The sequence below is a fragment of the Nesterenkonia marinintestina genome, assembly GCF_025420485.1.
Lineage (GTDB): Bacteria > Actinomycetota > Actinomycetes > Actinomycetales > Micrococcaceae > Nesterenkonia > Nesterenkonia marinintestina.
On the sequence record NZ_JAOEFD010000009.1, the window covers coordinates 11797 to 33796 of the forward strand.

General features: G+C 71.1%; 21 protein-coding genes. 5 read left to right on the forward strand and 16 right to left on the reverse strand.

The features are described 5' to 3' along the window. Positions 1 to 14: 14 nt before the first annotated feature. Positions 15 to 1190 (forward strand): IS3 family transposase, encoded by a 1176-nt coding sequence (locus N7E59_RS08240; protein WP_261624535.1) that lies wholly within the window; start codon positions 15 to 17, stop codon positions 1188 to 1190. Between the two features lie 212 nt (positions 1191 to 1402). Further along, complete coding sequence (locus N7E59_RS08245) at positions 1403 to 1705, forward strand: hypothetical protein (protein WP_261624451.1); 303 nt, start codon at positions 1403 to 1405, stop codon at positions 1703 to 1705. A 39-nt stretch (positions 1706 to 1744) separates the two neighbouring features. Here the strand turns inward: N7E59_RS08245 and N7E59_RS08250 are convergent, their stop codons facing one another. The 8 genes from N7E59_RS08250 to N7E59_RS08285 all read right to left on the reverse strand — a co-directional run bounded on the left by N7E59_RS08250 (position 1745) and on the right by N7E59_RS08285 (position 9411). Continuing rightward, positions 1745 to 2104: a HepT-like ribonuclease domain-containing protein gene (locus N7E59_RS08250; RefSeq protein WP_261624452.1), complete on the reverse strand. Its 360-nt coding sequence runs from the start codon at positions 2102 to 2104 to the stop codon at positions 1745 to 1747. Continuing rightward, positions 2101 to 2430, reverse strand: a complete 330-nt coding sequence (locus N7E59_RS08255) for a nucleotidyltransferase family protein (protein ID WP_261624453.1) — start codon at positions 2428 to 2430, stop codon at positions 2101 to 2103. Before N7E59_RS08255 ends, N7E59_RS08250 begins: the two co-directional genes overlap by 4 nt. 144 nt (positions 2431 to 2574) lie before the next feature. After that, positions 2575 to 3432, reverse strand: coding sequence for an EamA family transporter (locus N7E59_RS08260; protein WP_261624536.1), 858 nt, complete (start codon positions 3430 to 3432; stop codon positions 2575 to 2577). A gap of 168 nt (positions 3433 to 3600) precedes the next feature. After that, the gene (locus N7E59_RS08265; protein ID WP_261624454.1) at positions 3601 to 5109 is read right to left on the reverse strand and encodes a variant leucine-rich repeat-containing protein; all 1509 of its coding nucleotides are present in this window, start codon (positions 5107 to 5109) and stop codon (positions 3601 to 3603) included. A gap of 104 nt (positions 5110 to 5213) precedes the next feature. Further along, on the reverse strand, positions 5214 to 5837 hold the full coding sequence (pdxT, locus tag N7E59_RS08270; protein ID WP_390905033.1) for a pyridoxal 5'-phosphate synthase glutaminase subunit PdxT: 624 nt from the start codon (positions 5835 to 5837) through the stop codon (positions 5214 to 5216). Then, a complete protein-coding gene (pdxS, locus tag N7E59_RS08275) occupies positions 5834 to 6694 on the reverse strand; it encodes a pyridoxal 5'-phosphate synthase lyase subunit PdxS (protein WP_261624538.1) in 861 nt (286 codons plus the stop codon). The genes pdxT and pdxS overlap by 4 nt, the downstream gene beginning before the upstream one ends. 174 nt (positions 6695 to 6868) lie before the next feature. Beyond that, the gene (locus N7E59_RS08280; protein ID WP_261624455.1) at positions 6869 to 7684 is read right to left on the reverse strand and encodes a PspA/IM30 family protein; all 816 of its coding nucleotides are present in this window, start codon (positions 7682 to 7684) and stop codon (positions 6869 to 6871) included. A gap of 131 nt (positions 7685 to 7815) precedes the next feature. Further along, the gene (locus N7E59_RS08285; RefSeq protein WP_261624456.1) at positions 7816 to 9411 is read right to left on the reverse strand and encodes a hypothetical protein; all 1596 of its coding nucleotides are present in this window, start codon (positions 9409 to 9411) and stop codon (positions 7816 to 7818) included. Between the two features lie 698 nt (positions 9412 to 10109). On the opposite strand from N7E59_RS08285, the gene N7E59_RS08290 reads away from it, so the two are divergent. Together N7E59_RS08290 and N7E59_RS08295 are read left to right on the forward strand one after the other, a co-directional pair. Beyond that, a complete protein-coding gene (locus N7E59_RS08290) occupies positions 10110 to 11291 on the forward strand; it encodes a S1C family serine protease (RefSeq protein WP_315943007.1) in 1182 nt (393 codons plus the stop codon). Positions 11292 to 11345: 54 nt separating this feature from the next. Beyond that, positions 11346 to 12155, forward strand: a complete 810-nt coding sequence (locus N7E59_RS08295; RefSeq protein WP_261624458.1) for a PIG-L deacetylase family protein — start codon at positions 11346 to 11348, stop codon at positions 12153 to 12155. Positions 12156 to 12167: 12 nt separating this feature from the next. Here N7E59_RS08295 and N7E59_RS08300 read toward each other — a convergent pair whose 3' ends face one another. The 3 genes from N7E59_RS08300 to N7E59_RS08310 form a co-directional block, all read right to left on the reverse strand. Next, positions 12168 to 13907, reverse strand: coding sequence for an anti-sigma factor domain-containing protein (locus N7E59_RS08300; protein WP_261624459.1), 1740 nt, complete (start codon positions 13905 to 13907; stop codon positions 12168 to 12170). Positions 13908 to 13979: 72 nt separating this feature from the next. Further along, positions 13980 to 14453, reverse strand: coding sequence for a tRNA (cytidine(34)-2'-O)-methyltransferase (locus N7E59_RS08305; RefSeq protein WP_261624460.1), 474 nt, complete (start codon positions 14451 to 14453; stop codon positions 13980 to 13982). A gap of 37 nt (positions 14454 to 14490) precedes the next feature. Next, complete coding sequence (locus N7E59_RS08310) at positions 14491 to 15570, reverse strand: DnaJ domain-containing protein (RefSeq protein ID WP_261624461.1); 1080 nt, start codon at positions 15568 to 15570, stop codon at positions 14491 to 14493. A gap of 78 nt (positions 15571 to 15648) precedes the next feature. On the opposite strand from N7E59_RS08310, the gene N7E59_RS08315 reads away from it, so the two are divergent. Beyond that, positions 15649 to 16893, forward strand: coding sequence for a cysteine desulfurase family protein (locus N7E59_RS08315; protein ID WP_261624462.1), 1245 nt, complete (start codon positions 15649 to 15651; stop codon positions 16891 to 16893). A gap of 6 nt (positions 16894 to 16899) precedes the next feature. On the opposite strand, the gene N7E59_RS08320 is transcribed toward N7E59_RS08315, so the two are convergent. The 5 genes from N7E59_RS08320 to N7E59_RS08340 form a co-directional block, all read right to left on the reverse strand. After that, positions 16900 to 18012, reverse strand: a complete 1113-nt coding sequence (locus tag N7E59_RS08320) for a hypothetical protein (RefSeq protein WP_261624463.1) — start codon at positions 18010 to 18012, stop codon at positions 16900 to 16902. Beyond that, positions 18012 to 18401, reverse strand: coding sequence for a chorismate mutase (locus N7E59_RS08325; protein ID WP_261624464.1), 390 nt, complete (start codon positions 18399 to 18401; stop codon positions 18012 to 18014). The genes N7E59_RS08320 and N7E59_RS08325 overlap by 1 nt, the downstream gene beginning before the upstream one ends. A 5-nt stretch (positions 18402 to 18406) precedes the next feature. Beyond that, the gene (gene mnmA, locus N7E59_RS08330; protein WP_261624465.1) at positions 18407 to 19570 is read right to left on the reverse strand and encodes a tRNA 2-thiouridine(34) synthase MnmA; all 1164 of its coding nucleotides are present in this window, start codon (positions 19568 to 19570) and stop codon (positions 18407 to 18409) included. A gap of 140 nt (positions 19571 to 19710) precedes the next feature. Next, complete coding sequence (locus N7E59_RS08335; RefSeq protein WP_261624466.1) at positions 19711 to 21003, reverse strand: DUF58 domain-containing protein; 1293 nt, start codon at positions 21001 to 21003, stop codon at positions 19711 to 19713. Further along, positions 21003 to 21944: an AAA family ATPase gene (locus N7E59_RS08340; RefSeq protein ID WP_261624539.1), complete on the reverse strand. Its 942-nt coding sequence runs from the start codon at positions 21942 to 21944 to the stop codon at positions 21003 to 21005. Before N7E59_RS08340 ends, N7E59_RS08335 begins: the two co-directional genes overlap by 1 nt. Between the last annotated feature and the right edge of the window lie 56 nt (positions 21945 to 22000).

The following is a 22000-nucleotide window of genomic DNA, read 5'->3' on the forward strand; positions in this document are numbered from 1 at the left end:
TGCCTGCCGGCGGCCTGGAAGGATGTCCCTGTGCCAAGCCCTATCCCGCTGAGTTCCGCGACGATGTTGTCCGCGTGGCCAGGAAGCGTGAACCCGGAGTCACGATCGAACAGATCGCCAAAGACTTCGGCGTCCACCCCATGACACTGCAGAAATGGCTCAGCCGGGCCGAGATCGACGACGGCGCCAAGCCCGGTCAGACCCGCACCGAGGCAGCCGAGCTGCGCGAAGCCCGCAAACGGATCCGGCTCCTGGAACAAGAAGTCGAAGTCCTGCGCCGCGGCGTATCTCTCGCAGGCCAACCTGCCGGGAAAAGGCTCTACCCGCTCGTGAGTGAGCTCGCCGTCGATGGGATCCCCATCGCGGTGGCGTGCCGGGTCCTGAAGCTCGCTCGTCAGCCCTACTACCGGTGGCTGGCCGACCCAATCACTGACGCTGAGCAGGTCCAGGCCCGCCGTGCGAACGCTCTATTCGATGCTCACCGCGATGACCCTGAACTCGGCTACCGGTTCCCCCTGGACGAGGCCCGCGATGTTGGCCAGGCGATGGCAGATCGTATGGCGTGGCGGATCTGTCGAGACAACGGCTGGTGGAGCGAATTCGGGAAGAAAAAGGGCGGCAAGGGTCGCCGGCCCGGCCCGCCGGTTCACGATGATCGGGTCCTGCGCGACCTCGCCGCGCAGGCTCCCAATCAGCTCTGGCTCAGCGATATCACCGAACACAGAACCGCTGAAGGAAAGCTGTACCTCTGCGCGGTAAAGGACGTCTTGTCCAACCGGATCGTGGACTACTCGATCAGCGACCGGGTGAAGGCCCGACTAGCCGTGAACGCGGTCAACAACGCTGCAGCCCAGCGCGGCGATGTGGCTGGGTGTGTGTTCCACACCGACCGCGGATCGCAATTTCGAGCACGGAAACAAGTGCGTGCTCTGAACCGTCATGACCTGGTCGGATCGATGGGCCGAGTCGGCGCCGCCGGTGACAACGCCGTGATGGAGAGCTTCTTCTCGCTGCTTCAGAAGAACGTCCTGGATCGTCGTTCCTGGCAGACCCGGCAGGAGCTGCGGATCGCGATCGTCACCTGGATCGAACGGACCTATCACCGCCCCCGGGGGCAGAAGCGACTGTCGGGGTTGGCCCCTGTGGAGTACGAAGCAATTATGAACACCGACGTCGCTCTCGCGGCGTGACTACAACTGTCACCTATCGGTGCGGCAGACCCCAGGTCGGGTTGAGATGGTTGAGCGGCTCGGGTCGATGACGAGCGTCGTGGTGCGCACAGCATCGTCTCCACTGCATCGTCTTGCTGAGTTCAGTCAGTCTGTACGATGAATCCATTGAGGCAGCTTCCAGCCATTGTGCGAGACCCGAACAATCGAACACCGAACGAGAGGTGGGCCCAGTGGTCGACCAGCCCCGTCATCAAGAACGTCGTCGGGACAACTTCCCCATCAGGTACCCGGAGCACTACCACTGGCCAGGCAGCGTCGGTATGTGGATCAGCGCCGGAGGTGTCCTTAGTCTGATCATCGGCACGGTGCTGCACATTCAGGCTTCTTACTTCGAAGACGTCGCTCTCGCCAGCGTGTTTGTATACCTTGGGGTAGGTCTGACCATCACCGGCATTATCGTCTACTTCCTGGAACAGTTGCTCTCCGTGCAGCGACAGATCCGGTACCTCCTGGAGCAGCAGCTCAAGAAGTAGCCAAGTGCACGCCCGCTCGGTGGCGACGCCTGCGCTACTTCACGCAGTCGTGTCGGAAGGCGGCGGCTGCAGGTGCTGGGCCAGCCCCTCGGCCAGCGGAGGCAGGTGGACCTCGACGTCTTTCCGGATGATCTCGATGTCGACATCGAAGTACTTGTGGTTGAGGATGCTCCGGAAGCCGCGGATCTGAGCCCAGGCGGTCTCAGGGTGAGCATCGGTGATGGCCGGGGGCAGATGGTTCCACGTTTCTCCGATGATCTGGAGGTTGCGCTCGATGGCGTCCTCGGCCATGTCGACCAGGTCGCTTTCGTCAGCGGCCTCGATCAGACCGACGTACCATCTGCACCTCTCGATCGCCTCCAGGACATCGCTGATGCGCTGTTCCACGTGTCGCGTCATATGGCAAGAGCGTCATCGAGTGCCGACCGAGACACCTGAGCCTTAAGCAGCTGGGCCGGGAAGATGTCGATGTCGTCGCGGCCGAACAGCTCGCGAGTCTCCTCCATGAGACCTGAGGCCCGCATCAGCACGTTGCCCTCGGCAGGGTCCATCTCGACCACGATGTCAATGTCGCTGTCGCTTCGAGCATCGCCGCGGGCCACCGAACCGAACAGCTGCGGGCGGGTAGCGCCGTACTTCGCCAACAGCGCGAAGAAGTCCGCCCTCCGCGAGTCGAGGACCTCACGCAGGGCGATCGTCTCCGGAGTCGCCGCAGTCTCGGTCATGTACTCAGGATAACCAGCGGTCCGGCCGTGCACGAGGCACGGGCGTCTGACACCTCTACGACAGGTGCACCCGGACGGTGATCCCACTTTGTGCAGTATGAGGGGACGCTCGTCGATCAAAGCCCTACGCATCACTCCGGAGTGCTATGTGGTCTGCACACCGGCTGGGCCGTCGGGCTCGGGCGGGTCGGGTGCGGCCCTGAGACCCCGGCGCTGCGCCCCGGCACCGGCCAGGACCACCAGCACGATGCCGACGACCTGCACCGCTGAGGGCACCTGGTGGAGCACCAGCAGTCCCAGCAGCAGGCCGAACGCCGGCTCCAGTGCCATCAGCGTCCCGAAGGCCGTGTGCGTCATCCGACGCAGGGCGAGCATCTCCAGGCCGAAGGGGATCACCGGTGCCAGCAGAGCCAGCCCCGCGGCGATCAGCAGCACCTTCAGGTCGATGCTGCCGGCCGCCTGAGGCACACCCACGACGGCGGCGACCACCGCGGCGATCGGGATGGTCAGGGACAGCGCGCTGATCCCGGAGAACCGGTCGCCGACCTGCTGGGTCAGCAGGATGTAGAGCCCCCACCCCAGCCCCGCGAGCGCGGCGAAGCCCACGCCGACGGGATCCACCTCGCCCTGCCACGGTTCGGTCAGCATCGCCACACCCCCGAGCGCGAGGACCGGCCAGACGAGCATGCGACGGCTGCCGCTGCGCAGACCGGCGACGGTCAGCGGCCCCAGGAACTCGATCGCCACCGCGGTGCCCAGCGGGATCCTCTCGATGGCGGCCAGGAAGGCCACGGTCATCAGCCCGGAGGCCGCACCGAGGGCGAGCAGCGGTGCGAGGTCTCGCCGCCGGATCCACCGCAGGGGAGGACGAGCCAGGAGCATGAACAGCAGGGCGCCCATGGTCAGACGCAGCCACGCGGTGCCGCCCGAACCGACCTTCTCGATGAGACCCACGGACAGGGCCGCGCTCAGCTGGATCATCATCATGGCGGAGACCGCCATCATCCACGGCGGTACGGCGTTACGGTTCCTCACCACGGCAGGATAGACCACTCCGGGGACGCCCACCGCCCACCGAATCGAGTCCCTGGATTCCGGTACATCTCGGGCCGAAATCGGCCCAGAATGTGCCGGAAACCGGGGACTCGATGGGAATGAGCAGGTGCGGCGTCACCAGGTGCTGTTGCGGGAGGAGGAGAGGTTGATGCCCTCTCCGGTGAGCTTGTTCCAGCACGACATCTGGCTCTGGTAGGACGTGCAGGCGAAGTACTCATTGCCCGCGGTCTCGCCGTATGCCAGCACCTGGCTCTGCTCGTCGGTGGAGACCGGGTTGTCGCAGTCCGGTGAGGCCGACTCGTCCAGCCGGATCGCGTAGGTGGCGCCGTCCTCGCAGCCGTCCGGCGCCTCGAAGGTGTGCTCCAGGACCGTACAGGTCAGCTCGTCGCCCATCTCGCACAGCACGTTGCCCGTCGGCGAGGAGAACAGGGTCAGCTCCTGCGCACCCGGGGCGTCGTAGTCCATGGTCAGCCAGTCGGTCCCCAGCCAGTCGACGGTCGAGGTGAGGTTCTCGGGAGCCTCGGTGTCCTCGGTGCCCAGATGCTGGTGGACCTGCGCGGCGTAGACGCCTCCGCACTCCTCCTGGATGCCCTCGAGGGTCTGGCGCACCGTGGGGGAGTCCTCCTCCCAGGCGTCCTCCTCGTCGGAGAAGGATGCGAACGCCGCGAAGGTGCGGGCGTCCTGCTCCGGCTCCCCGCATTCGGCAGACGAGCTGAGGTCCTCCATCGCCGTGCGCGCCTCGTCAAGGTCCCCCGGCAGGTCGTCGTCCTCCTCCTCCGGCTCCTCGTCCTCTTCGACGGTCACCCCGCCCTCGGCGATCTGGGCGTCGTCGGTGAGCAGGTCGCGGGCCAGGGTGTTGATGACCACGGCGGCGATGACCACCAGCACGGCCAGAGGCATGACCACCATGAGCATGATCGTCACCAGTCGAGAGCCGCCGCGGCCCTCGACGCCGTGCCCGGGGTCGGCGTGCGGATCGGCGACGGCGATGGGGCCCACGGCGGCCGGGGCCGCCTCCGCGTCCTTCGCGGCCTGCTTCTCCGCCTTCTTCTCGGCGCGCCTCTCGGCGCGGCGTCGTCCGCGTGAGGCCGCCGCCGCTGCGGCCGCCTCGGACCCGCGGGGCGAGTCGTCGCCCATGATGGAGCCGATGGTGCTGGTCGACTCCGGCTCGGCGGACTCAGGGCCGGTCGACTCAGGGCCGGTCGACTCGGGATCGGAGGCGGGGGGCCCGGGCGTCGTCGGAGCCGCCGCGCTGATCGCAGCGTCCTCGTCCTCGGCGGCGGCCGGCGCGGCCTCGTCCCGGGGCTCGGTCCCCTCCGCAGGGTCCGTCTCGTCGGGGTCGGCGGAAGCTCCGTCGAGCTCATCCTCGGCGGGGGAGTCGTCGGGGAGGTCCTCGGGCTCGTCGTCGGCGAAGATCTCCGGGGAGAAGCGGCGGGCCAGGGCGTCGTCGATGTCCGGATCACCCAGCTCGGCCAGGGCCTCGATCAGCTCCGGGTAGGTGGCGGGGTTCGATGCGACCTCAGGGCGGAACTCAGGGTAGTCCTCTGCGATGCGGTGCAGGGTCTCCCAGTCGGTCGAAGGGTCCGCAGCGGCCCGTCGAAGTGCCTCGTAACTCTGATCCATCGATTCCTCGTCGCGTGCCGTCCTCGGACACTTCTGCTCTTGAGAAAGGGTACAAGCTGATGCGCGCAGACTCTACGCGGACGCCCCGCCGGCGTGCGGAGGGCTCAGGCGCCGGCCGGCTCCATCGCCCTCGGACGGTCACCGGCCTCGGCGATCTCGGCGAAGAGCCCGTGCAGGCGTCGGTCGGCGGTGAGCTCCGGATGGAAGCTCGCGCCCAGCAGACGCCCCTGCCGCACGGCGACCGGCGCGCCACGGTGCTCAGCCAGCACCTCGACGTCGACGCCGGCCCTCTCGATCACCGGGGCGCGGATGAACACCGCCGGCAGCGGCTCCCGCAGCCCGGTGACCGGCAGTGCGGCGGAGAAGGAGTCCAGCTGGCTGCCGTATCCGTTGCGTCGCACCGTGACGTCCAACCCCCCGATGCGGTCATAGCCGGTCAGCGCCGCGGCGTCGGCGACATCCTCGGCCAGCAGGATCAGGCCCGCGCAGGTGCCGAACACCGCCATCCCGTCCTCGTGAGCGGCACACACTGCCGGAAACAGGCCGACCGGGTCCGCCAGGCGGGCCATCGTGGTCGACTCGCCCCCGGGCACCACCAGGCCGTCGAGGCCTGCGAGCTCCGCCGGGCGACGCACGGTCCGGACCTGGGCGCCGCAGTCGCGCAGCGCGCGCACGTGCTCGGCGACCGCCCCCTGCAGGGCCAGCACGCCGAGCTGCGGGGCGCTCACCAGCCCCGCTCGGCCAGCCGGTGCGGCGCAGGCAGGTCGGAGACGTTGAGTCCCACCATCGCCTCACCGAGTCCGCGGGAGACCTCGGCGATCACCGCGGGGTCGTCGTAGTACGTGGTCGCCTTGACGATCGCCTCGGCGCGGGCGGCCGGGTTCCCGGACTTGAAGATGCCGGAGCCGACGAAGACGCCGTCGGCGCCCATCTGCATCATCATCGCCGCATCGGCCGGTGTGGCCACGCCGCCGGCGACGAAGAGCACCACGGGCAGTCGGCCGTCGCGCGCCACCTGGCGCACCAGCTCGTACGGCGCCTGCAGCTCCTTGGCCGCCACGTACAGCTCGTCCTCGGCCAGCGCGCTCAGACGGGCGATCTCCCCGGTGATGGTGCGGATGTGCTTCATCGCCTCGGAGACGTCACCGGTGCCGGCCTCGCCCTTCGAGCGGATCATCGAGGCGCCCTCGGTGATCCGACGCAGCGCCTCACCCAGATCGGTCGCCCCGCAGACGAACGGCACCGAGAACTGCGACTTGTCAATGTGGTGGACGTAGTCGGCGGGGGAGAGGACCTCCGACTCGTCGATGTAGTCCACCCTCAGGTGCTCCAGCACCTGCGCCTCGACGAAGTGACCGATGCGGGCCTTGGCCATCACCGGGATCGAGACGGTGTCGATGATGCCCGCGATGAGGTCCGGGTCCGACATCCGTGCCACTCCGCCGGTGGACCGGATGTCGGCGGGAACCCGCTCCAGCGCCATGACCGCCACGGCCCCGGCCTGCTCTGCGATCTGCGCCTGCTCCGGGGTGACGACGTCCATGATCACCCCGCCCTTGAGCATGTGGGCCAGCCCGGCGTTCACGTCGGCGGCGACGTCGGGGCGGTCCTCGGAGGCGGAATCATCGGTTCGGGCATCGGCGGCAACGGTCACGTGGCGTCCTTCGGGTGAGTGATGGCGGCCCGGCCCGGTGCCGGGTCGGGTGCGCAGGGGTCTCGGCAGTGCGGCGGCGCGACGGGGCCCGCCGCGCCGCCCAGGTCAGCGCTGCTGGTCGAGCTCGGCCTGCAGCTGGGCGAAGTCCTCGTCCATCGAGTCCTCACCTGTGCCCTGGCCGGACTCGATGGCGCCCCGGGAGCGGGATTCGCCCCCGGACTTCAGCGCCGCCAGCCGGGCGTCGATCTCGGTCTGCTCACCGAGGTCCTCCAGGGCCTCGAACTGCGAGTCCAGGCTGGAGGCCTGGATCTCGGCCTGACCGCGCACACGGGCCTCCTCGCGGCGGATCTTCTCCTCGAAGCGTCCGACCTCGGTGGTCGGGTCCATCACGTCGATGGACTTCACCGCGTCGTGGACCTGTGCCTGAGCATGGGCGGCCTTGGAGCGGGCCACCAGCTCGTCACGCTTGGAGACCAGCTGCTGACGCTTCTGCTTCATCTGATCGAGACCGGTCTTGAGCTTCTCGACGATCTCCCGCTGGGACTGGATCGTCGGCTCGGTGGCCTTGGCGGAGCTCTCGGCGTCCATCTGACGCTGGATGGCGACCTTGGCCAGGTTGTCGAACTTCGTCGAGTTCTCGCCGTCTCCGGAGTCGCGGAACTCGTCGGCCTTGCGGGAGGCGGCCAGGGCCTTCTGACCCCAGGAGCGCGCAGCCTCCATGTCCTCCTTGTAGTCGTCCTCCATCATGCGCAGATTGCCCACTGTCTGGGCCGCGGCCTCCTCGGCCTCTGCGATGTTGTTGGTGAAGTCCCTCACCATCTGGTCGAGCATTTTCTCCGGATCCTCGGCCCGGTCCAGCATGGCGTTGACGTTGGCGCGGATCAGCTGGGACATCCGGCCGAAGATGGACTGCTTGGACACGGTGGTCACCTCTCGCAGACGGGGACAATGGTCTGTCCGTGCGTCGCCGACTCGAAGCCGACGCACGGGGTCAGTCTAGTCAGTGCCGGGGCCCGGACACAGAGCGGGTCCGCTCGGAATCGGCGCCGACCTCAGAACAGGGGGCCGCGACGACGACGTCGTCCGGGTCCTCGACCGCCTCCGATGCGGAAGCCGCCGCCGACGCCTCCGCCGGCACCGCCGAATCCGCCGCCCATCGGCCCGCCGAATCCGCCGCCGAAGCCGCCGCCGTAGCCGCGCCCGAACGCGTCGCCGGAGCCCCGGCCGTAGTACCGGCCCCCGTGGTCCCTCCCGCCGGGGCCCATGCCCATCCCCATGAGGTTCTCCTCGGAGCGCTCGCGGTCCACGGTCTCGGCGATCTGGGCGGCCTGGACGGCCAGGACCTTGGCCTGCTGGGCGTGGTCCAGGGCGCGCGCCGGATGGCTCTCCCGCAGGTCGACGGCTTCGCGCAGGCACCGCTCGGCCTCCGACATCCGCGCCTGCGCCTCAGGACTGACGCGCATCCGCTTCGACCGGAGGAAGTCCATCGACGACTGGACCTGGTTCCGTGCGGTGAGGAGCTCGGTCTCCAGCGATTCTCGGGCCCGGCGGTCCCGGGCGTGCATGTCTCGGACGGAGTTCAGCGGTTCGTCGAGCTCCCGGTGCGCCTCCTCGAGCTGGGAGAGCAGGTCCAGGGGATCCGTGCGTTCGGACTCCTCGACGGTGCGTCGGATCCTGGCGACCGCGCTGCGGGCCGCGGCGACGGGACCCGCCAGCTCGGGCGCCTGGCCGGCCTCCAGCGTGGCCTCGGCCTGGGCGATGTCCTGCTCAGTCTGTCCGAGCTCGCGCTCCAGGCTCCGGTGGGCCTGGATCAGCCGCTCGTCGGTCGATTCGGCGGAGCTGAGCTGCTCGCCGGCGTCGTCGATGCTCTCCTCACCGCGGTGGATGGCGACCACGGCGGCGCTGGCGTCCGAAGATTCGGCGGAGGTGCGCGCCTCGCCCAGTGCGGAGTCGGCGATCTCCACCAGCCGGCGGGCCTCACGCAGGTTCTCCTGGAGCGGCTGGAGGGCCGAGGCGCTGAAGTCCTGCTCGAGGACCGGGATGCGGGCCTGGGCGCTCTTCAGACGATCTCGGACGTCGGCGACCGTGGAGGCGAGCTGCTCGATGGCGGGCTCCGGGCGGTTCTCCAGGTCCCGCAGAGACTCGAACTCCTCCCGGTGGGACTCGAGGGTCTCGTGGATGCGCCGACAGCTGTCCAGGATCTCGATGAACAGGTCCTTGGCACGCTCCTCGTCCTCCGGAGGGTCACGATCGACGCTGTGCTGAGACCTGAACGCCGCGGAGAGATGCTCCTTGGACTCCTCGATGTCCCGGCGGAACACCTCCACCTCCTCGGACCCGTAGGAGGCCTCGGCGAACAGCACCTCCTGCTCCGAGCTGCGGATCGCCTGGTCCGCCTCCATCAGCAGCGAACCGGCCTCCCGGCGCAGCTCATCCACGCCGCGGTCCCGGCGCGGATCATGCTGCTCGTCGTCGGCCCCGGGCCGACCGGACAGGCTCGGCCGGGAGCCGGAGGGCAGGCTGCGGCGTCCGGAGCCGCGCGAGAGATAGAGGGCCCCGAGCCCGATGAGCACGAGCACGGCGGCGCCGATCATCAGCGGACCGACGATGACCGCGGCCACCGGAGGGGAGGAGGAGGCCAAGAGCATGGTCCAAGTCTAGGATCGACCCCCGACACGGTCCACGAGGACCGCCTGGACGACCGGAGCTGACCGGAGTCGACCGGTCCGGCGGGCCAGCCTGGGGCCTCCGGCCGGCCTCCGGAGCGGGTCCCGGAAGCTTCCAGGGACCGGTCAGGAGACTGTCGCCGGAGTGTCAGCCGAGACTGGCACACTGAGGGACAGACACTCCGACCCGAGGCCGGAGCCGCTTCAGCAACGACGGGACAGACAGGCAGAGTGATCCCATGGCGTCAGACCAGCACGACCCGCACCGCGACGGACCGCGCCCTGACGGCCCGAGGTCAGAGGGGCCGAGATCAGAGGGGCCGGACCATGACGTCACCCGGCCGATGCCCGCGCGGCGTCCTGACTACGGCGGTGCCCCGACACAGCCCCCTTCGGCCCACCAGCCGCCTCGGCGACAGCCCGCGCCTCCGCAGCAGGCGCCCTTGCACCAGCCGCCCACCCAGCAGCCGGGATATCCCGGACACCCTGGTCCTCATCCACAGTCCGGCCGTCCCTCACAGCCCGCTCAGCCCGGACACGTCCCACCGGGACACGTCCAGCCGGCCTTCGGAACACCCGCCCCCTACTACGGCCCACCGCCCGGGCACGGCCACGATGCGGCGCCGCCCGGTCATGAGAGGCTCCGCCGTCGCGTCGGCCTCGGCGCACTCGTCGCCTGCGTGGCCGCGGCCGGACTCATCGGAGGGGGGATCGGAGCCGGCGCGGTGGGACTCATCGGCTCCGGCGACGTGGCTCCGGGCATCGAGCTGAACAACCCGGAGAGCGCCACAGAGGTCAGCGCGGCGGCGGCCAAGGCCTCGCCGTCGGTGGTGACCCTCAGCGTGCAGGACGGAGCCGACGCCGGAAGCGGATCGGGGATCATCCTGGACGACGACGGCCACATCCTCACCAACACCCACGTCGTCACCCTCGGAGGAGCCACCGCCGACCCGGAGGTGACCGTGCAGATGAACGACGGATCGGCGCGCACCGCCGAGGTGGTGGGCACCGACCCGCTCTCGGACCTCGCCGTGGTCCAGCTCGACGACACCTCCGACATCACCCCGGCCGAGCTGGGGGAGTCCTCCGAGCTCAACGTCGGAGACACCGCCATCGCCATCGGAGCACCGCTGGGCCTCTCCGGCACGGTCACCGACGGCATCGTCTCCACCCTGGACCGCACGATCTCCGTGGCCTCGGCCGCCGCCGAGGGACAGGGCTCGGAGGACGACGCCCCGGAGGAGCCGCCCGAGGGGGCTCCCGAGGAGCAAGGTCCGGGCGAGGAGCAAGGTCCGGGCGAGGAGGACGGCTTCGAGTTCTACTTCCCCGACCAGGGCTCCCAGCAGGCGCAGGAATCCATCTACCTCAACGTCATCCAGACCGACGCGGCCATCAATCAGGGCAACTCCGGCGGCGCACTCGTCGACGCCGAGGGACGCGTCATCGGAGTCAACGTGGCCATCGCCTCGGCCGGCGGCACCTCCGCCGGCGAAGGGGCGGGCAACATCGGTGTCGGGTTCTCGATCCCGATCGACTATGCCCAGCGCGTCGCCGACGACCTCATCGCCGACGGCGAAGCCAGCCACGGTCTGCTCGGTGTGACCGTCGAGGCCGGCCAGGCGCAGTCGGCCGAGGAGCTGACCGCCGGAGCGCACGTGGCTGATGTCGCGGACGGCTCACCGGCCGCCGATGCCGGCATCGAGGAGGGCGACGTCATCACCGCCGTCGACGACCGCCCGGTGCACGACACGGTGTCGCTCACCGCCCTGGTGCGGGAGCACCCGGCCGGGTCCGAGGTCACCCTGACCTACCTGCGCGACGACGAGGAGCAGACCGCCGAGGTCACGCTCACCGGCATGTGACGGATCGGCACGCCGGGCGACCGGCGGTGCAGAGGGGGCTAGTGTGGTTCAGCGATGGACACGCTGCGACACCTCACCCCAGATGAGCTCCTCTCCGGGCTCGGCGTCCGCCGAGTGCTGGCCTTCGCCGCCCACCCCGACGACCTCGACTTCGGTGCGGCCGCCACCATGGCGGCCCTGGCCGAACGGGGTGCGGAGATCACCCTGTGCCTGCTCACCGCCGGCGACGCCGGGGGCTTCTCTCCCGACGAGGACAGGGAGGGGGTCCCGGCCCGGCGCGCCGCCGAGCAGCGGGAGGCCGCCGAGCTGCTCGGCATCCCCGAGGTGGTCCTGCTGGACGAGCGGGACGGGTTCGTCGAACCCACCCATGACCTGATCCGCAGCATCGTCCGACTGATGCGCCGGTGCCGCCCCGATGTGGTCGTCTCCACCCACCCCGAACGGGCCTGGGAGCGGCTGCAGAAGGCGCATCCCGATCACCTCGCCTGCGGAGAGGCTGTGGTCCGGGCGTGCTATCCGGCGGTCGAGAACCCCTTCGCCTACCCCGAGCTGCTCTCGGAGGAGGGACTCGAGGCCTACCGGGTCCCGCACCTGCTGCTGATGACGGCCCCGCAGGAGCGGCACAACACCTGGGTCTCGGTGGCCGGGTACGAGAGCACGAAGGTCGACGCCCTGCGGCGGCACCTCAGCCAGCACCCCGATCCGGGGCAGATGGAGCGCTTCGTCCTGGAGCAGATGCGCGCCTCGGCCGCCGACGCGGACCGCCGCGGGGCACAGCGGTCTCCGCACGTCCCCGACGACGCTCCCGCCGAAGCGTTCCACCTGGTCACCGTCAACGGGCAGGGGACGTTCGCCGGGTTCTGAGCCCGGCGAACCTCAGCCGCCGGTCGGACCGCCGTAGGTGGGTCCGGAGGAGGCCTCCGTGCTCAGCGGGATCTCGACGACCACCTCGCCCGTGGGACGCTCCGCCCCGGCGATCTCCTCGGCCGTCACCGAGAGCCTGTCGTAGGTCCCGATGCCGCGCAGCTCCACAGTCTCCTCGCTCAGCTCCTCGGCGGAGAAGCTGCCCAGGGAGCTCGGCTGGCCCTCTCCGTCGGGGAGCAGCCAGACCTGGTACGTCATGCCGTCGACCGGCGCCACCTCGTCGAACTCGGCGTAGCCGAGGTCCTCCTCCTCGGAGACCACCAGCTGCGCGGTGCCGCCCTCGGCCATCTCGACCTCGTCCGAGGAGGCCACGTCATCGGCCTCGTCCACCCGCTCCTGGACGTCCTGGCCGATGGTGAGCCGCCAGATCATCACCGCGGCGAGCACGACCACCACGATCAGCCCTGTGACCACCATCCACCGCTTGACCACCGGCTGCCGCTTCGGCCCCTCCTCGGTGTGGGTGGAGACCTCCTCGACCATCGTCATCCCGACCTCCTGGTCGGAGAGGTCGAGCATCATCTCCTCGAGCAGGTGTCGCGGCGGGTCCACCGGGTGCGAGGTGAAGATCTCGGCCAGGGTGCGGCGGGCCGCCAGCACACGGGTGTCCCAGCGCTGGGCCACGGATTCGGAGGCGTTGAGGGCCTCCTCGTCGAGCAGGGAGCGCTCGCGGTCGTCGACGGCGTCCATCGCGTAGACCTCGGAGAGCTCCACGAGCAGCTCACGCCGCAGGTCGGTGTCGATGCGGTCGGAGAAGTTGCGGTTCACTCCGGCGCCCCGCTCCAGGTCCCGACGGGTCACTGCGGCACGCAGGATGGGGTCGTCCACATCGACCCGCCCCGAACGGACGGTGTGCAGGCGGGTCATGGCATCGCGCAGCCGGGACTTCACCGCGGGCAGCGCCGAGTTCACCTGGGCGGCCGCCTCGTGGTGGTTCATGCCGCTGAGGTAGCACAGCGCCAGCACCTGGATCTGCGAATCCGAGAGCGGGGCGAAGTCCTCGAGCACCTCTTCGGGCAGACCGGCGACGCCGCCGGAGTCCACGACGGTGAGTTCGATGGGCCGGACCGCACCCTCGCGGAACCGCTCGACCATGATCCGGTGGGCCAGCGGGATCAGCCACTCCAGGACGAGCTCGTGCTCCTCGGGGCGGTAGGCCGGCTCGTCGGAATCGGGCCCCTCCTCCTGGGCGGCCACGTGGTCGGCCAGGGACTCCGCCGCGGCCGACTGCAGCCGCAGGTCGCGGGCCCGCTCGTCGGCCTGGTCCCACAGGTGGTGGTAGACGGCGACCATGGCCGTCTGCGCGCCGTCGACGTCCTCGTGCATCAGCAGCGCCAGCCCGTAGACGACGTCGGCGGTGGCCTCGTAGAACTGGGCGAAGGCGGCCTGGTCGCCGCGCGCGGTGCGGGTCAGCAGGCGTGCCAGCGTGGGCTGGGAGTCTTCGGCCGACTCGGTGGCCGACTCGGTGGCCGACTCGGTGGCAGGCTGCGGAGCCGGGCCGTCGGGCGCCTGGTCCGGGGCCTCGTCCGGTGCCTCGTCCGGTGTCTCATCCTGCGTGCCGACCGGGGCTTCGTCGGTCGTGCCGGCCGCGCCGTCGCCCGCCTGCTCGGTGCCGTCGGTCGTCGGACTGCCCCCGTCGAGGTCCTCGGGGCGTGCGGCATCGTCGTCAGGGCGCGGGGAAGCGTCGGTCATAGGCCCCAGCTTAGTGAAGCGGAGCCCCTCCGACCGGCAGGGACGCTCCGTGTGGCGCCACGGATCCGGGTCTCAGACCGCTCCGGGGAACCCCTGACGGCGCCACGCATCGTAGACCACCACGGAGACGGCGTTGGCCAGGTTCAGCGACCGGCGGGAGGGCAGCATCGGGATGCGCACCCGCGCGGCGACGCGCGGATCCTCCAGGACGTGCTCGTCCAGGCCGATCGACTCCCGTCCGAAGAGCAGCACGTCGCCCTCGCGGTGCTCGACGTCGGTGTACGCGGACTCGCCGCCGCCGGTGTAGGCGAGGACCCTCTGCGGCCGCAGCACCCGGTAGGCCTCGTCCAGGCTCGGGTGCACCGTGAGGACGGCGAGGTCATGGTAGTCGAGCCCGGCGCGGCGCAGCTTGGCGTCGTCGAAGTCGAATCCCACAGGCTCGGCCAGGTGCAGCTCCATCCCGGTGACGGCCGCGAGACGGATCAGGTTCCCCGTGTTGCCGGGGATCTCGGGCTGGTCGACGAGGACGCGCAGGGGAGCAGGCACGCGGGGAGTCTACTGCCTCAGGCGTCGTCGGGTGTGCTCAGGCGTCGTCGGGCCGGACCAGCTGATCACGCAGGGCGGCCAGCAGATGCCGATCGATGTGGTTGGCCCGCTCCGAGGCCGCCAGCGCGGCGACCACGGACTTCGCCGCACGCGCGGTCGCCTGAGGGGTGGCCGTCCCGGACCCGAGGGTCTCCACCACAGGGCTCATCGGACTGCCGTCGGGGGAGACCAGGAAGACCTGACCATGGATCGACAGCGCCACCTCCCGGCCGGCCTCGGCGAGTCGACGGGTCAGCGTCGCCCGCAGGGTCCTGGCCTGGTCGACGACGTCGGGAACTGTCATCGCCCGCCCGGCGGCCCGCAGGGTGCGGCCGTCCCATGAGGCCGTCGCGGCGGGGACCTCGACGACGGCGGCGACCACGATCGCATCGCCGCACACCAGGACGAGCTCCGCACGCGGAGCCGACCGTGAGACCCGGGGCCGACCCCGTCGGTCGACCTCCGGTGCGGCCAGCGAGACGTCGTGGAACAGGCGGGCGGCGGGCAGCTCGCTCAGGACCAGCCGGTCGACCATCTCCACCGACCGCTGCGCCCGACGGGACGGCCCGCCCGAGAACAGGCCGCCCAGCCCGGCGGGGGAGAGGTCTCCGTGGACGCGCTGGCTGGTCAGGGTCAGCGACAGCGGCTCCGGCTCGGAGAGGTCCGGCACGTACACCGGAGGCAGATGGGCGGCGCCGCTTGGCCGGTGGCCGCCGGTGCGCTCGGCGCCCGCCGAGGAGCCGCGGGTGCCGGCGGTGAAGGTGCCGCGGCCGTAGCCGCCCCAGCCGGTGCGGTCGTCCTCATCGTCGTCCCCGCCGCCGCCGGCCGAACGTCGTCGCAGCGACCGGTCGTAGGCGCTGCGGGACTCGTCGTCGCCGAGGACCTCGAAGGCATGACGCACCCTCTGGAACTGGGCGGCGGAACCGCCCCGGTCGGGATGGGAGTCCCGGACGCGGCGGCGGTAGGCGCGGCGGATCTGCTGGAGGTCCGCTTCGGCCGGCACGCCGAGCACGCTGTAGAGGTCGGCCTCGGGGCCGTCGTCGGCACGGCCGGAGGATCCGGGAGGCTGTGTGTCCATCGACCGTCCAGGATATCGCTTCGCGAGGGCGGCCCGAGCACCTCGGGCGCCTCGCGGACGCCGGTAGGATCGTCGGTGATGGAGACCATGCCGAGTCCGACCGGCGGCGGAGCGGACGAGCAGCCGCGCTACTTCGACCATGCCGCGACCTCCCCCGCACGTCCGACGGCCGTGCGGGTGCTCACCGAGGCGATGGCGCTGTCGAACCCCTCAGCCCTGCACGCCGCCGGACGCAGGGCCCGCGCCGCCGTCGACGCCTCCCGGGCGCAGCTGGCCGCCGCCGTCGGCGCGCACCCCTCCGAGGTGATCTTCACCTCCGGCGGCACCGAGGCCGACAACCAGGCCGTCAAAGGTCTCTACTGGACACGCCGCGGCCAGGACGATCGGCGTCGCACCATCCTGCTGCCGGGGATCGAGCACTCCGCGGTGTTCGAGACCGCCGAATGGCTCGAGACCCACCAGGGCGCCGAGGTCCGGCTGCTGCCCGTGGACGGGGAGGGTCGGCTCGACCTCGACGCGGCGGAGGCTCTGATGGTCGATCTGCTCTCCGAGGATCCGGAGTCGGTGGCCCTGGCCACCCTCATGTGGGCCAACAGCGAGGTCGGAGCGCTGCAGCCGGTGGCCGAGTTCGTGCGCCTCTGCGCCCGATGGTCCGTGCCCGTCCACACCGACGCCGTCCAGGGCATGACCTCCACCGCTGTGGACTTCGCCGCCTGCGGGGCGGCCACCATGGCGATCACCGCCCATAAGCTGGGCGGCCCGGTCGGCGTCGGCGCGCTGCTCGTCCGCAGAGACGTGGCCCTGACCCCGGTCCTCCACGGCGGCGGCCAGGAGCGCGACATCCGCTCCGGCACCCTCGACGTCGCCGGGATCTGCGCGTTCGCCGCCGTGGCCGAGGAGGTCGTCGCCGCACGGGAGGACGAGGCCCGTCGGCTGGGCGCACTGCGGGACCGACTGCTCGAGGCCGCGGTCGGGATCCCCGGAGTCACCCTGCGCGGCCCCGACCCGCGCACCGCCCCGGAGCGGCGACTGCCGCAGAACCTGCACATCACCGTCGACGGCGCCGAGGGGGACTCGCTGCTCTTCATGCTGGACATGGCCGGCTTCGCCACCGCCACAGGCTCCGCCTGCTCGGCCGGGGTGCCGCGCCCCTCACGGGTGCTGCTGGCGATGGGCCTGACGGAGGAGCAGGCCCGCGGCGCTCAGCGCTTCACAGTGGGACACACGACCACCGAGGACGACGTCGACGCGCTCATCGCGGCGCTGCCCGACGTCGTCGCCCGTGCCCGCACCGCCGGGATGGCCGCCTCCCGCAGCCGCTGAGGGTCGTCAGGAGGCCTGCCGCCGCCGATCCTCCAGGGCTTCCGCGGCGTCCCTGACCCGAGTCACCGTGCGCAGCGCAGAGACGAGGCTCAGCCGGGCCAGACCGTCCCTCGTCAGACCACCTCTCACCGGCCCGCCGCGGCCGACGACCTCCGCCCCGACGGCGGTGAGGGTGAGATCGTCCAGGCTGCTCAGGGGCATGCCCATCGCCTGCCAGGGACCGGCGACCCGTTCGGCCAGCGTGCTCACCTCCGGGAGGAGCTGGGCGCCGAGGTCCTCGGCGCCGAGCACGGAGAAGGCGCAGCGTGCTCCGGCCTCGGTCAGCTCGGCCGCCCGCTCCCAATCCGGGGGACGCATCGTCGTCGTCGGCAGCACGAAGCCGTCGGCGCGGGCCTCGGACCGGGCGAGGAGATCCTGCACCGCCTCATCCTCCGGCGCCCGGCCGAGATCGATGAGCACCTCGTCGGCGGCGGCCCCCTCGGCACGTACGGCGGCGAGCACCGTGCCCAGCATCGCCCGGGCATCATCCCTGGGCAGCGCCCTGATGCTCCGGTAGCCGCTGACCGTGGGGACGCCGCCGGTGCGCACCCGGTGGTGGTCCGGCTCCAGGAGCACCAGGCGCAGCTGGGACGGCGACGCCGTCCTCCGCAGCCGGGCCAGCAGCTCGGAGACGCCGTCGGCGAGCGACTCGGTCACATCACGCCGGGCGCCGTGGTCGATGAGCGTCTTCTCTCCGTCGGGCAGGGCCAGCGCGGCGCACAGGCTCACCGGGCCCAGCACGAAGACGGTCAGCGGCGGGGAGGCCTCGGCCGCGCCGGATTCGAGGCGCTCGCCGCGGACGTCGGCCAGGGCGTCGACGTCGGCGCGCAGCAGCGTGCTCGCTCGACGCGCGTCTGAGCCCGGCCCGGAGGCCAGACGCCAGCCGTAGGAGGTCAGATCGGTGGGCATCTCGGGCAGCATCGCCGCCGCACGCCCCATCAGGCCCGCCGCATGACCACGGGCGGGAAGCTCCGGCAGGGCGGGAGAGTGCGGGGCGGGAAGCTCGGCCTCGAGCGCGCGGGCGGACTCGGAGGGGTCGGTCCCGGGCATCACGCCCGGGGCGAAGGAGACGATCGCCATCAGCGGTCGCGGTCGTCGGTCGCGGGGTCCTGTGCCTCGCCGCTGGTGGCGGAGATCGCCTGATGGTGGCGGATGACCTCGTCGATGATGAAGTTGAGGAACTTCTCGGCGAACTCCGGATCCAGGTGGGCGTCGGCGGCCAGGCGCTTCAGCCGCTCGATCTGACGGCGCTCGCGCTGCGGGTCGCCCGGGGGGAGGCGGTGGGCCGCCTTGAGGTGGCCGACGCGCTGGGTCGCCTTGAAGCGCTCGGCCAGCAGATACACCAGAGTCGCATCGATGTTGTCGATGCTGGCACGCATCGCGGTGAGCTCCTCCATGACCTCGGTGCCGACGAGTGCGGCGGCGGAAGGCCCGGCCGCAGGGGTCCCGGGGGCGTCGGAGGGGCACATGGCCGTCAGTCTACTGATCCGGCTGGGGTGTAGTCGCGCGAGCGCGCGGTGTCGATCGTCGCCTGTCCGAGCACCCGGGTGCCCTGGTACATCACCGCAGTCTGACCGGGGGCGACCCCGCGCAGCGGTTCGAGAAGCTCGACGACGAGTTCGGCCCTTCGATCCTCGGGGCCTTCTGACTCGGCCGCCCCCTCCTGCGGCACCCGTGCCCGTGCCGGCACCGGGTCGGCGTGGGCACGGATCTGCAGCTCGATGTCGAAGGTCCCTCCCGAGTCGGCCTCGGCCACCGGGGCCCCGGCCCAGGAGAGGCGGATTCCGGTGATCCGGTCGATCTCGAGCAGCTCACGGGGTCCGGCGACGACGGTGTTGTCCTTCGGCCGGATCTCCAGGACGAACCTCGGCTTCCCGTCCGGCGCCGGGTGCCCGAGCTTCAGCCCGCGCCGCTGCCCGACCGTGTACGCCTGGGAGCCTTCGTGCTCGCCGATCCTCCGGCCCTCGGGATCCACGATGGGTCCGGAGGTCATATCGATCTGCTCGGCCAGCCAGCCGCGGGTGTCCCCGTCGGGGATGAAGCAGATGTCGTGCGAATCGGGCTTCTTCGCCACGGAGAGTCCGCGCTCGGCGGCCTCCGCGCGCACCGCCTCCTTGGAGGGGGTGCGGCCCAGCGGGAACATGGAGTGGCGCAGCTGGTCCTCGGTGAGCACGCCCAGCACATAGGACTGGTCCTTGGCCCAGTCGGCGGCGCGGTGCAGCTCGGGCACGCCGTCGTCGTCGTGGACCAGCTCGGCGTAGTGGCCGGTGCACACCGCGTCGAACCCCAGGGCGATCGCCTTCTCCAGCAGGGCCTCGAACTTGATCTTCTCGTTGCAGCGCATGCACGGGTTCGGCGTCCGGCCGGCGGCGTACTCGGCGATGAAGTCGTCGACCACGTCCTCCTTGAACCGGGAGGAGAAGTCCCACACGTAGAAGGGGATGCCCAGGGTCTCGCAGGCCCGCCACGCATCGGAGGAGTCCTCGATGGTGCAGCAGCCCCGGGACCCGGTGCGCAGGGTTCCGGGCATCCGTGACAGCGCCAGGTGGACCCCGACGACGTCGTGGCCGGCCTCCACGGCGCGCGCGGCGGCCACCGCGGAGTCCACTCCTCCGGACATGGCGGCCAGAACCTTCACCGGTCTCCTCCTCGGACGGGATGCGGGACGACGGCCGAGATCGGCCGGGATGACTGCTCAACGATACGGAACGAGTACGGATGCTTCAACGGCTCCGGTCCGGCCCGCGGGCTCAGTCCGGGGTCCTTCCCCGTGCGGGATCAGAGCCGTCCGGCGGCCTTGAGACGGATGTAGGCGTCGGCGAGCTCCGGCGGCAGCTCGTGGGGCGGGGCCTCCACGACCTCGACGCCCAGGGAGGTCAGCTGGGCCCGCAGCGCCCGACGTTCGATCAGGGAGCGCTCCGCCGCCGCGGCGCGATACACCTCGCCCACGGTCTCCCGGGCGAGGGTGCGCCGATCGAGCTCCGGATCCCGGACCGAGGCGATGAGGACCAGGTGTCGGCGGGTCAGCGTCGGCAGCGTCGGCAGCAGCCCCTCCTCGAACGACGCCGAGTCCAGGGAGGTGAGGATGACGACCAGTGACCGCTGGGAGGTCACCGACTCCACGTACCCCGGCAGTCGGGAGAAGTCGGCCTCGACCAGCTCAGGGGTGATCGGTGCCATGGCCGTGACCATCGAGTGCAGGAAGTCGGTGCCCGTGGTGGACCTGGCACGGGCCACCAGACGGCGGTCGAAGCCCAGCAGGTCGACGCGGTCTCCGGCCCCTGCGGCGAGCACTCCGAGCAGCAGGGCGGCCTCCATCCCCGTGTCCAGCCGCGGCTCGTCCTCGATCCGGGCCGCCGAGGTGCGGGAGGAGTCGAGGCACAGCACCACACGGCGGTCGCGCTCCGGCCGCCAGGTCCGTACGACCAGGTGCTGGCGTCGGGCGGTGGCGCGCCAGTCGATGGACCGGACGTCGTCGCCGCGGACGTAGTCGCGCAGCGAGTCGAACTCGGTGCCGGCCCCGCGGATCTGCACCGCGGTCTGGCCGTCGAGCTCCCGCAGCCGATGCCGCTTCGAGGGCAGATGCCGACGGGCGCGGAACGGGGGCAGCACCCGCTGCAGGTGCGGCACCCGGTGGGTGACCTGTCGTCCGGCCATTCCCAGCGGCCCGAGGGAACGCACCGCCACCGTCTCGGAGCGCAGGTCGCCGCGACGCCGCGGGACCAGCACCGTGCGCAGCGTGTGGCTGCCGCCGGGCGCCAGTCGGACTTCTGCGATTTGTCGGACGGCTCCGGCCGAGGGCTGCCAGCCGTCCTTCGCCGAACCTGTCAGCCGACGTCGCCCCGTGTGGTGCAGCACGGTCTCCGCGGTCGTGCGCTGATCCAGGCGCACCGCATCGGTGGGGACCCGCTCGACGCGCACCGTCCGCGGTGAGCCGGCCAGCAGCATGTCCGCGGCGGCCAGCAGCACCACCGCCGCCAGGCACAGCCACACGGTGGCCTGCGCCGGCAGGGCGACGACCACGATGCTGAGCCCCAGGGCGACGATCAGCAGACGGCGGGTGAGGACCATCAGCGCGGCACCGGCACCGTGGCGAGGATCCCCTGCAGCACGTCGTCGGCGGCCACGCCGTCCATGGAGGCCTCCGGGCGCAGGGAGACGCGGTGCCGCAGACAGGGGAGGGCCAGCGCCTTGACGTCGTCGGGGGTGACGAAGTCGCGGCCGGATAGCCAGGCCCAGGCCTTGGCCGAGTTCATCAGGGCGGTCGCCCCGCGGGGCGAGACGCCGAGCTGGAAGCTCGGCGACTGCCGGGTGGCCCGGGCGACGTCGACGATGTAGGCGATGACCTCCGGCGAGACGGTCACCTGCCACACCGCGCGTCGGGCGGCGAGGACCTCCTCGGCGCCGGCCACCGCGCGGACCCCGGCGTCGGCGAGGTCGGAGGGGTTGAATCCTGCGGAGTGGCGGCGGATCACTTCGATCTCCTCGCCGCGCTGGGGCAGATCCAGGCTCACCTTCAGCAGGAAACGGTCCAGCTGGGCCTCCGGCAGCGGATAGGTGCCCTCGTACTCCACCGGGTTCTGGGTCGCGGCGACGAGGAAGGGGTCGGGGAGGGGGCGTCCGATGCCGTCGACCGACACCTGCCGCTCCTCCATGGCCTCCAACAGCGACGCCTGGGTCTTCGGCGGGGTGCGGTTGATCTCATCGGCGAGCATCAGGTGGGTGAACACCGGCCCCTCGCGGAAGGTGAAGTCCCCGGTGGTGGAGTCGTAGACCAGGGAGCCGGTGACGTCTCCGGGCATGAGGTCCGGGGTGAACTGCACGCGGGCCGTGTCCAGGGACAGCGAGGCCGAGATCGAGCGGACCAGCAGGGTCTTCGCCACCCCGGGCACACCTTCGAGGAGGACGTGGCCGCGCACCAGCAGGCCGATGAGCACGCCGGTGACCGCTCCGTCCTGACCGACCACCGCCTTGGCCACCTCCCGGCGCACCTGATGGAACCGCTCACGCAGGTCACCGCCGGCTCCGGGGGCCGACGGCGAAGGACCCTGTCCGGGCGTCTGCTCCG

What these genes read in the sequence shown, in the direction of transcription:
- N7E59_RS08250 (WP_261624452.1), bottom strand. Translation starts at nt 2,104, where the DNA reads ATGACGCGACACGTGGAACAGCGCATCAGCGATGTCCTGGAGGCGATC.
- N7E59_RS08255 (WP_261624453.1), bottom strand. Translation starts at nt 2,430, where the DNA reads ATGACCGAGACTGCGGCGACTCCGGAGACGATCGCCCTGCGTGAGGTC.
- N7E59_RS08260 (WP_261624536.1), bottom strand. Translation starts at nt 3,432, where the DNA reads ATGGCGGTCTCCGCCATGATGATGATCCAGCTGAGCGCGGCCCTGTCC.
- N7E59_RS08265 (WP_261624454.1), bottom strand. Translation starts at nt 5,109, where the DNA reads ATGGATCAGAGTTACGAGGCACTTCGACGGGCCGCTGCGGACCCTTCG.
- N7E59_RS08285 (WP_261624456.1), bottom strand. Translation starts at nt 9,411, where the DNA reads ATGCTCTTGGCCTCCTCCTCCCCTCCGGTGGCCGCGGTCATCGTCGGT.
- N7E59_RS08295 (WP_261624458.1), top strand. Translation starts at nt 11,346, where the DNA reads ATGGACACGCTGCGACACCTCACCCCAGATGAGCTCCTCTCCGGGCTC.
- N7E59_RS08300 (WP_261624459.1), bottom strand. Translation starts at nt 13,907, where the DNA reads ATGACCGACGCTTCCCCGCGCCCTGACGACGATGCCGCACGCCCCGAG.
- N7E59_RS08310 (WP_261624461.1), bottom strand. Translation starts at nt 15,570, where the DNA reads ATGGACACACAGCCTCCCGGATCCTCCGGCCGTGCCGACGACGGCCCC.
- N7E59_RS08315 (WP_261624462.1), top strand. Translation starts at nt 15,649, where the DNA reads ATGGAGACCATGCCGAGTCCGACCGGCGGCGGAGCGGACGAGCAGCCG.
- N7E59_RS08320 (WP_261624463.1), bottom strand. Translation starts at nt 18,012, where the DNA reads ATGGCGATCGTCTCCTTCGCCCCGGGCGTGATGCCCGGGACCGACCCC.
- N7E59_RS08325 (WP_261624464.1), bottom strand. Translation starts at nt 18,401, where the DNA reads ATGTGCCCCTCCGACGCCCCCGGGACCCCTGCGGCCGGGCCTTCCGCC.
- N7E59_RS08335 (WP_261624466.1), bottom strand. Translation starts at nt 21,003, where the DNA reads ATGGTCCTCACCCGCCGTCTGCTGATCGTCGCCCTGGGGCTCAGCATC.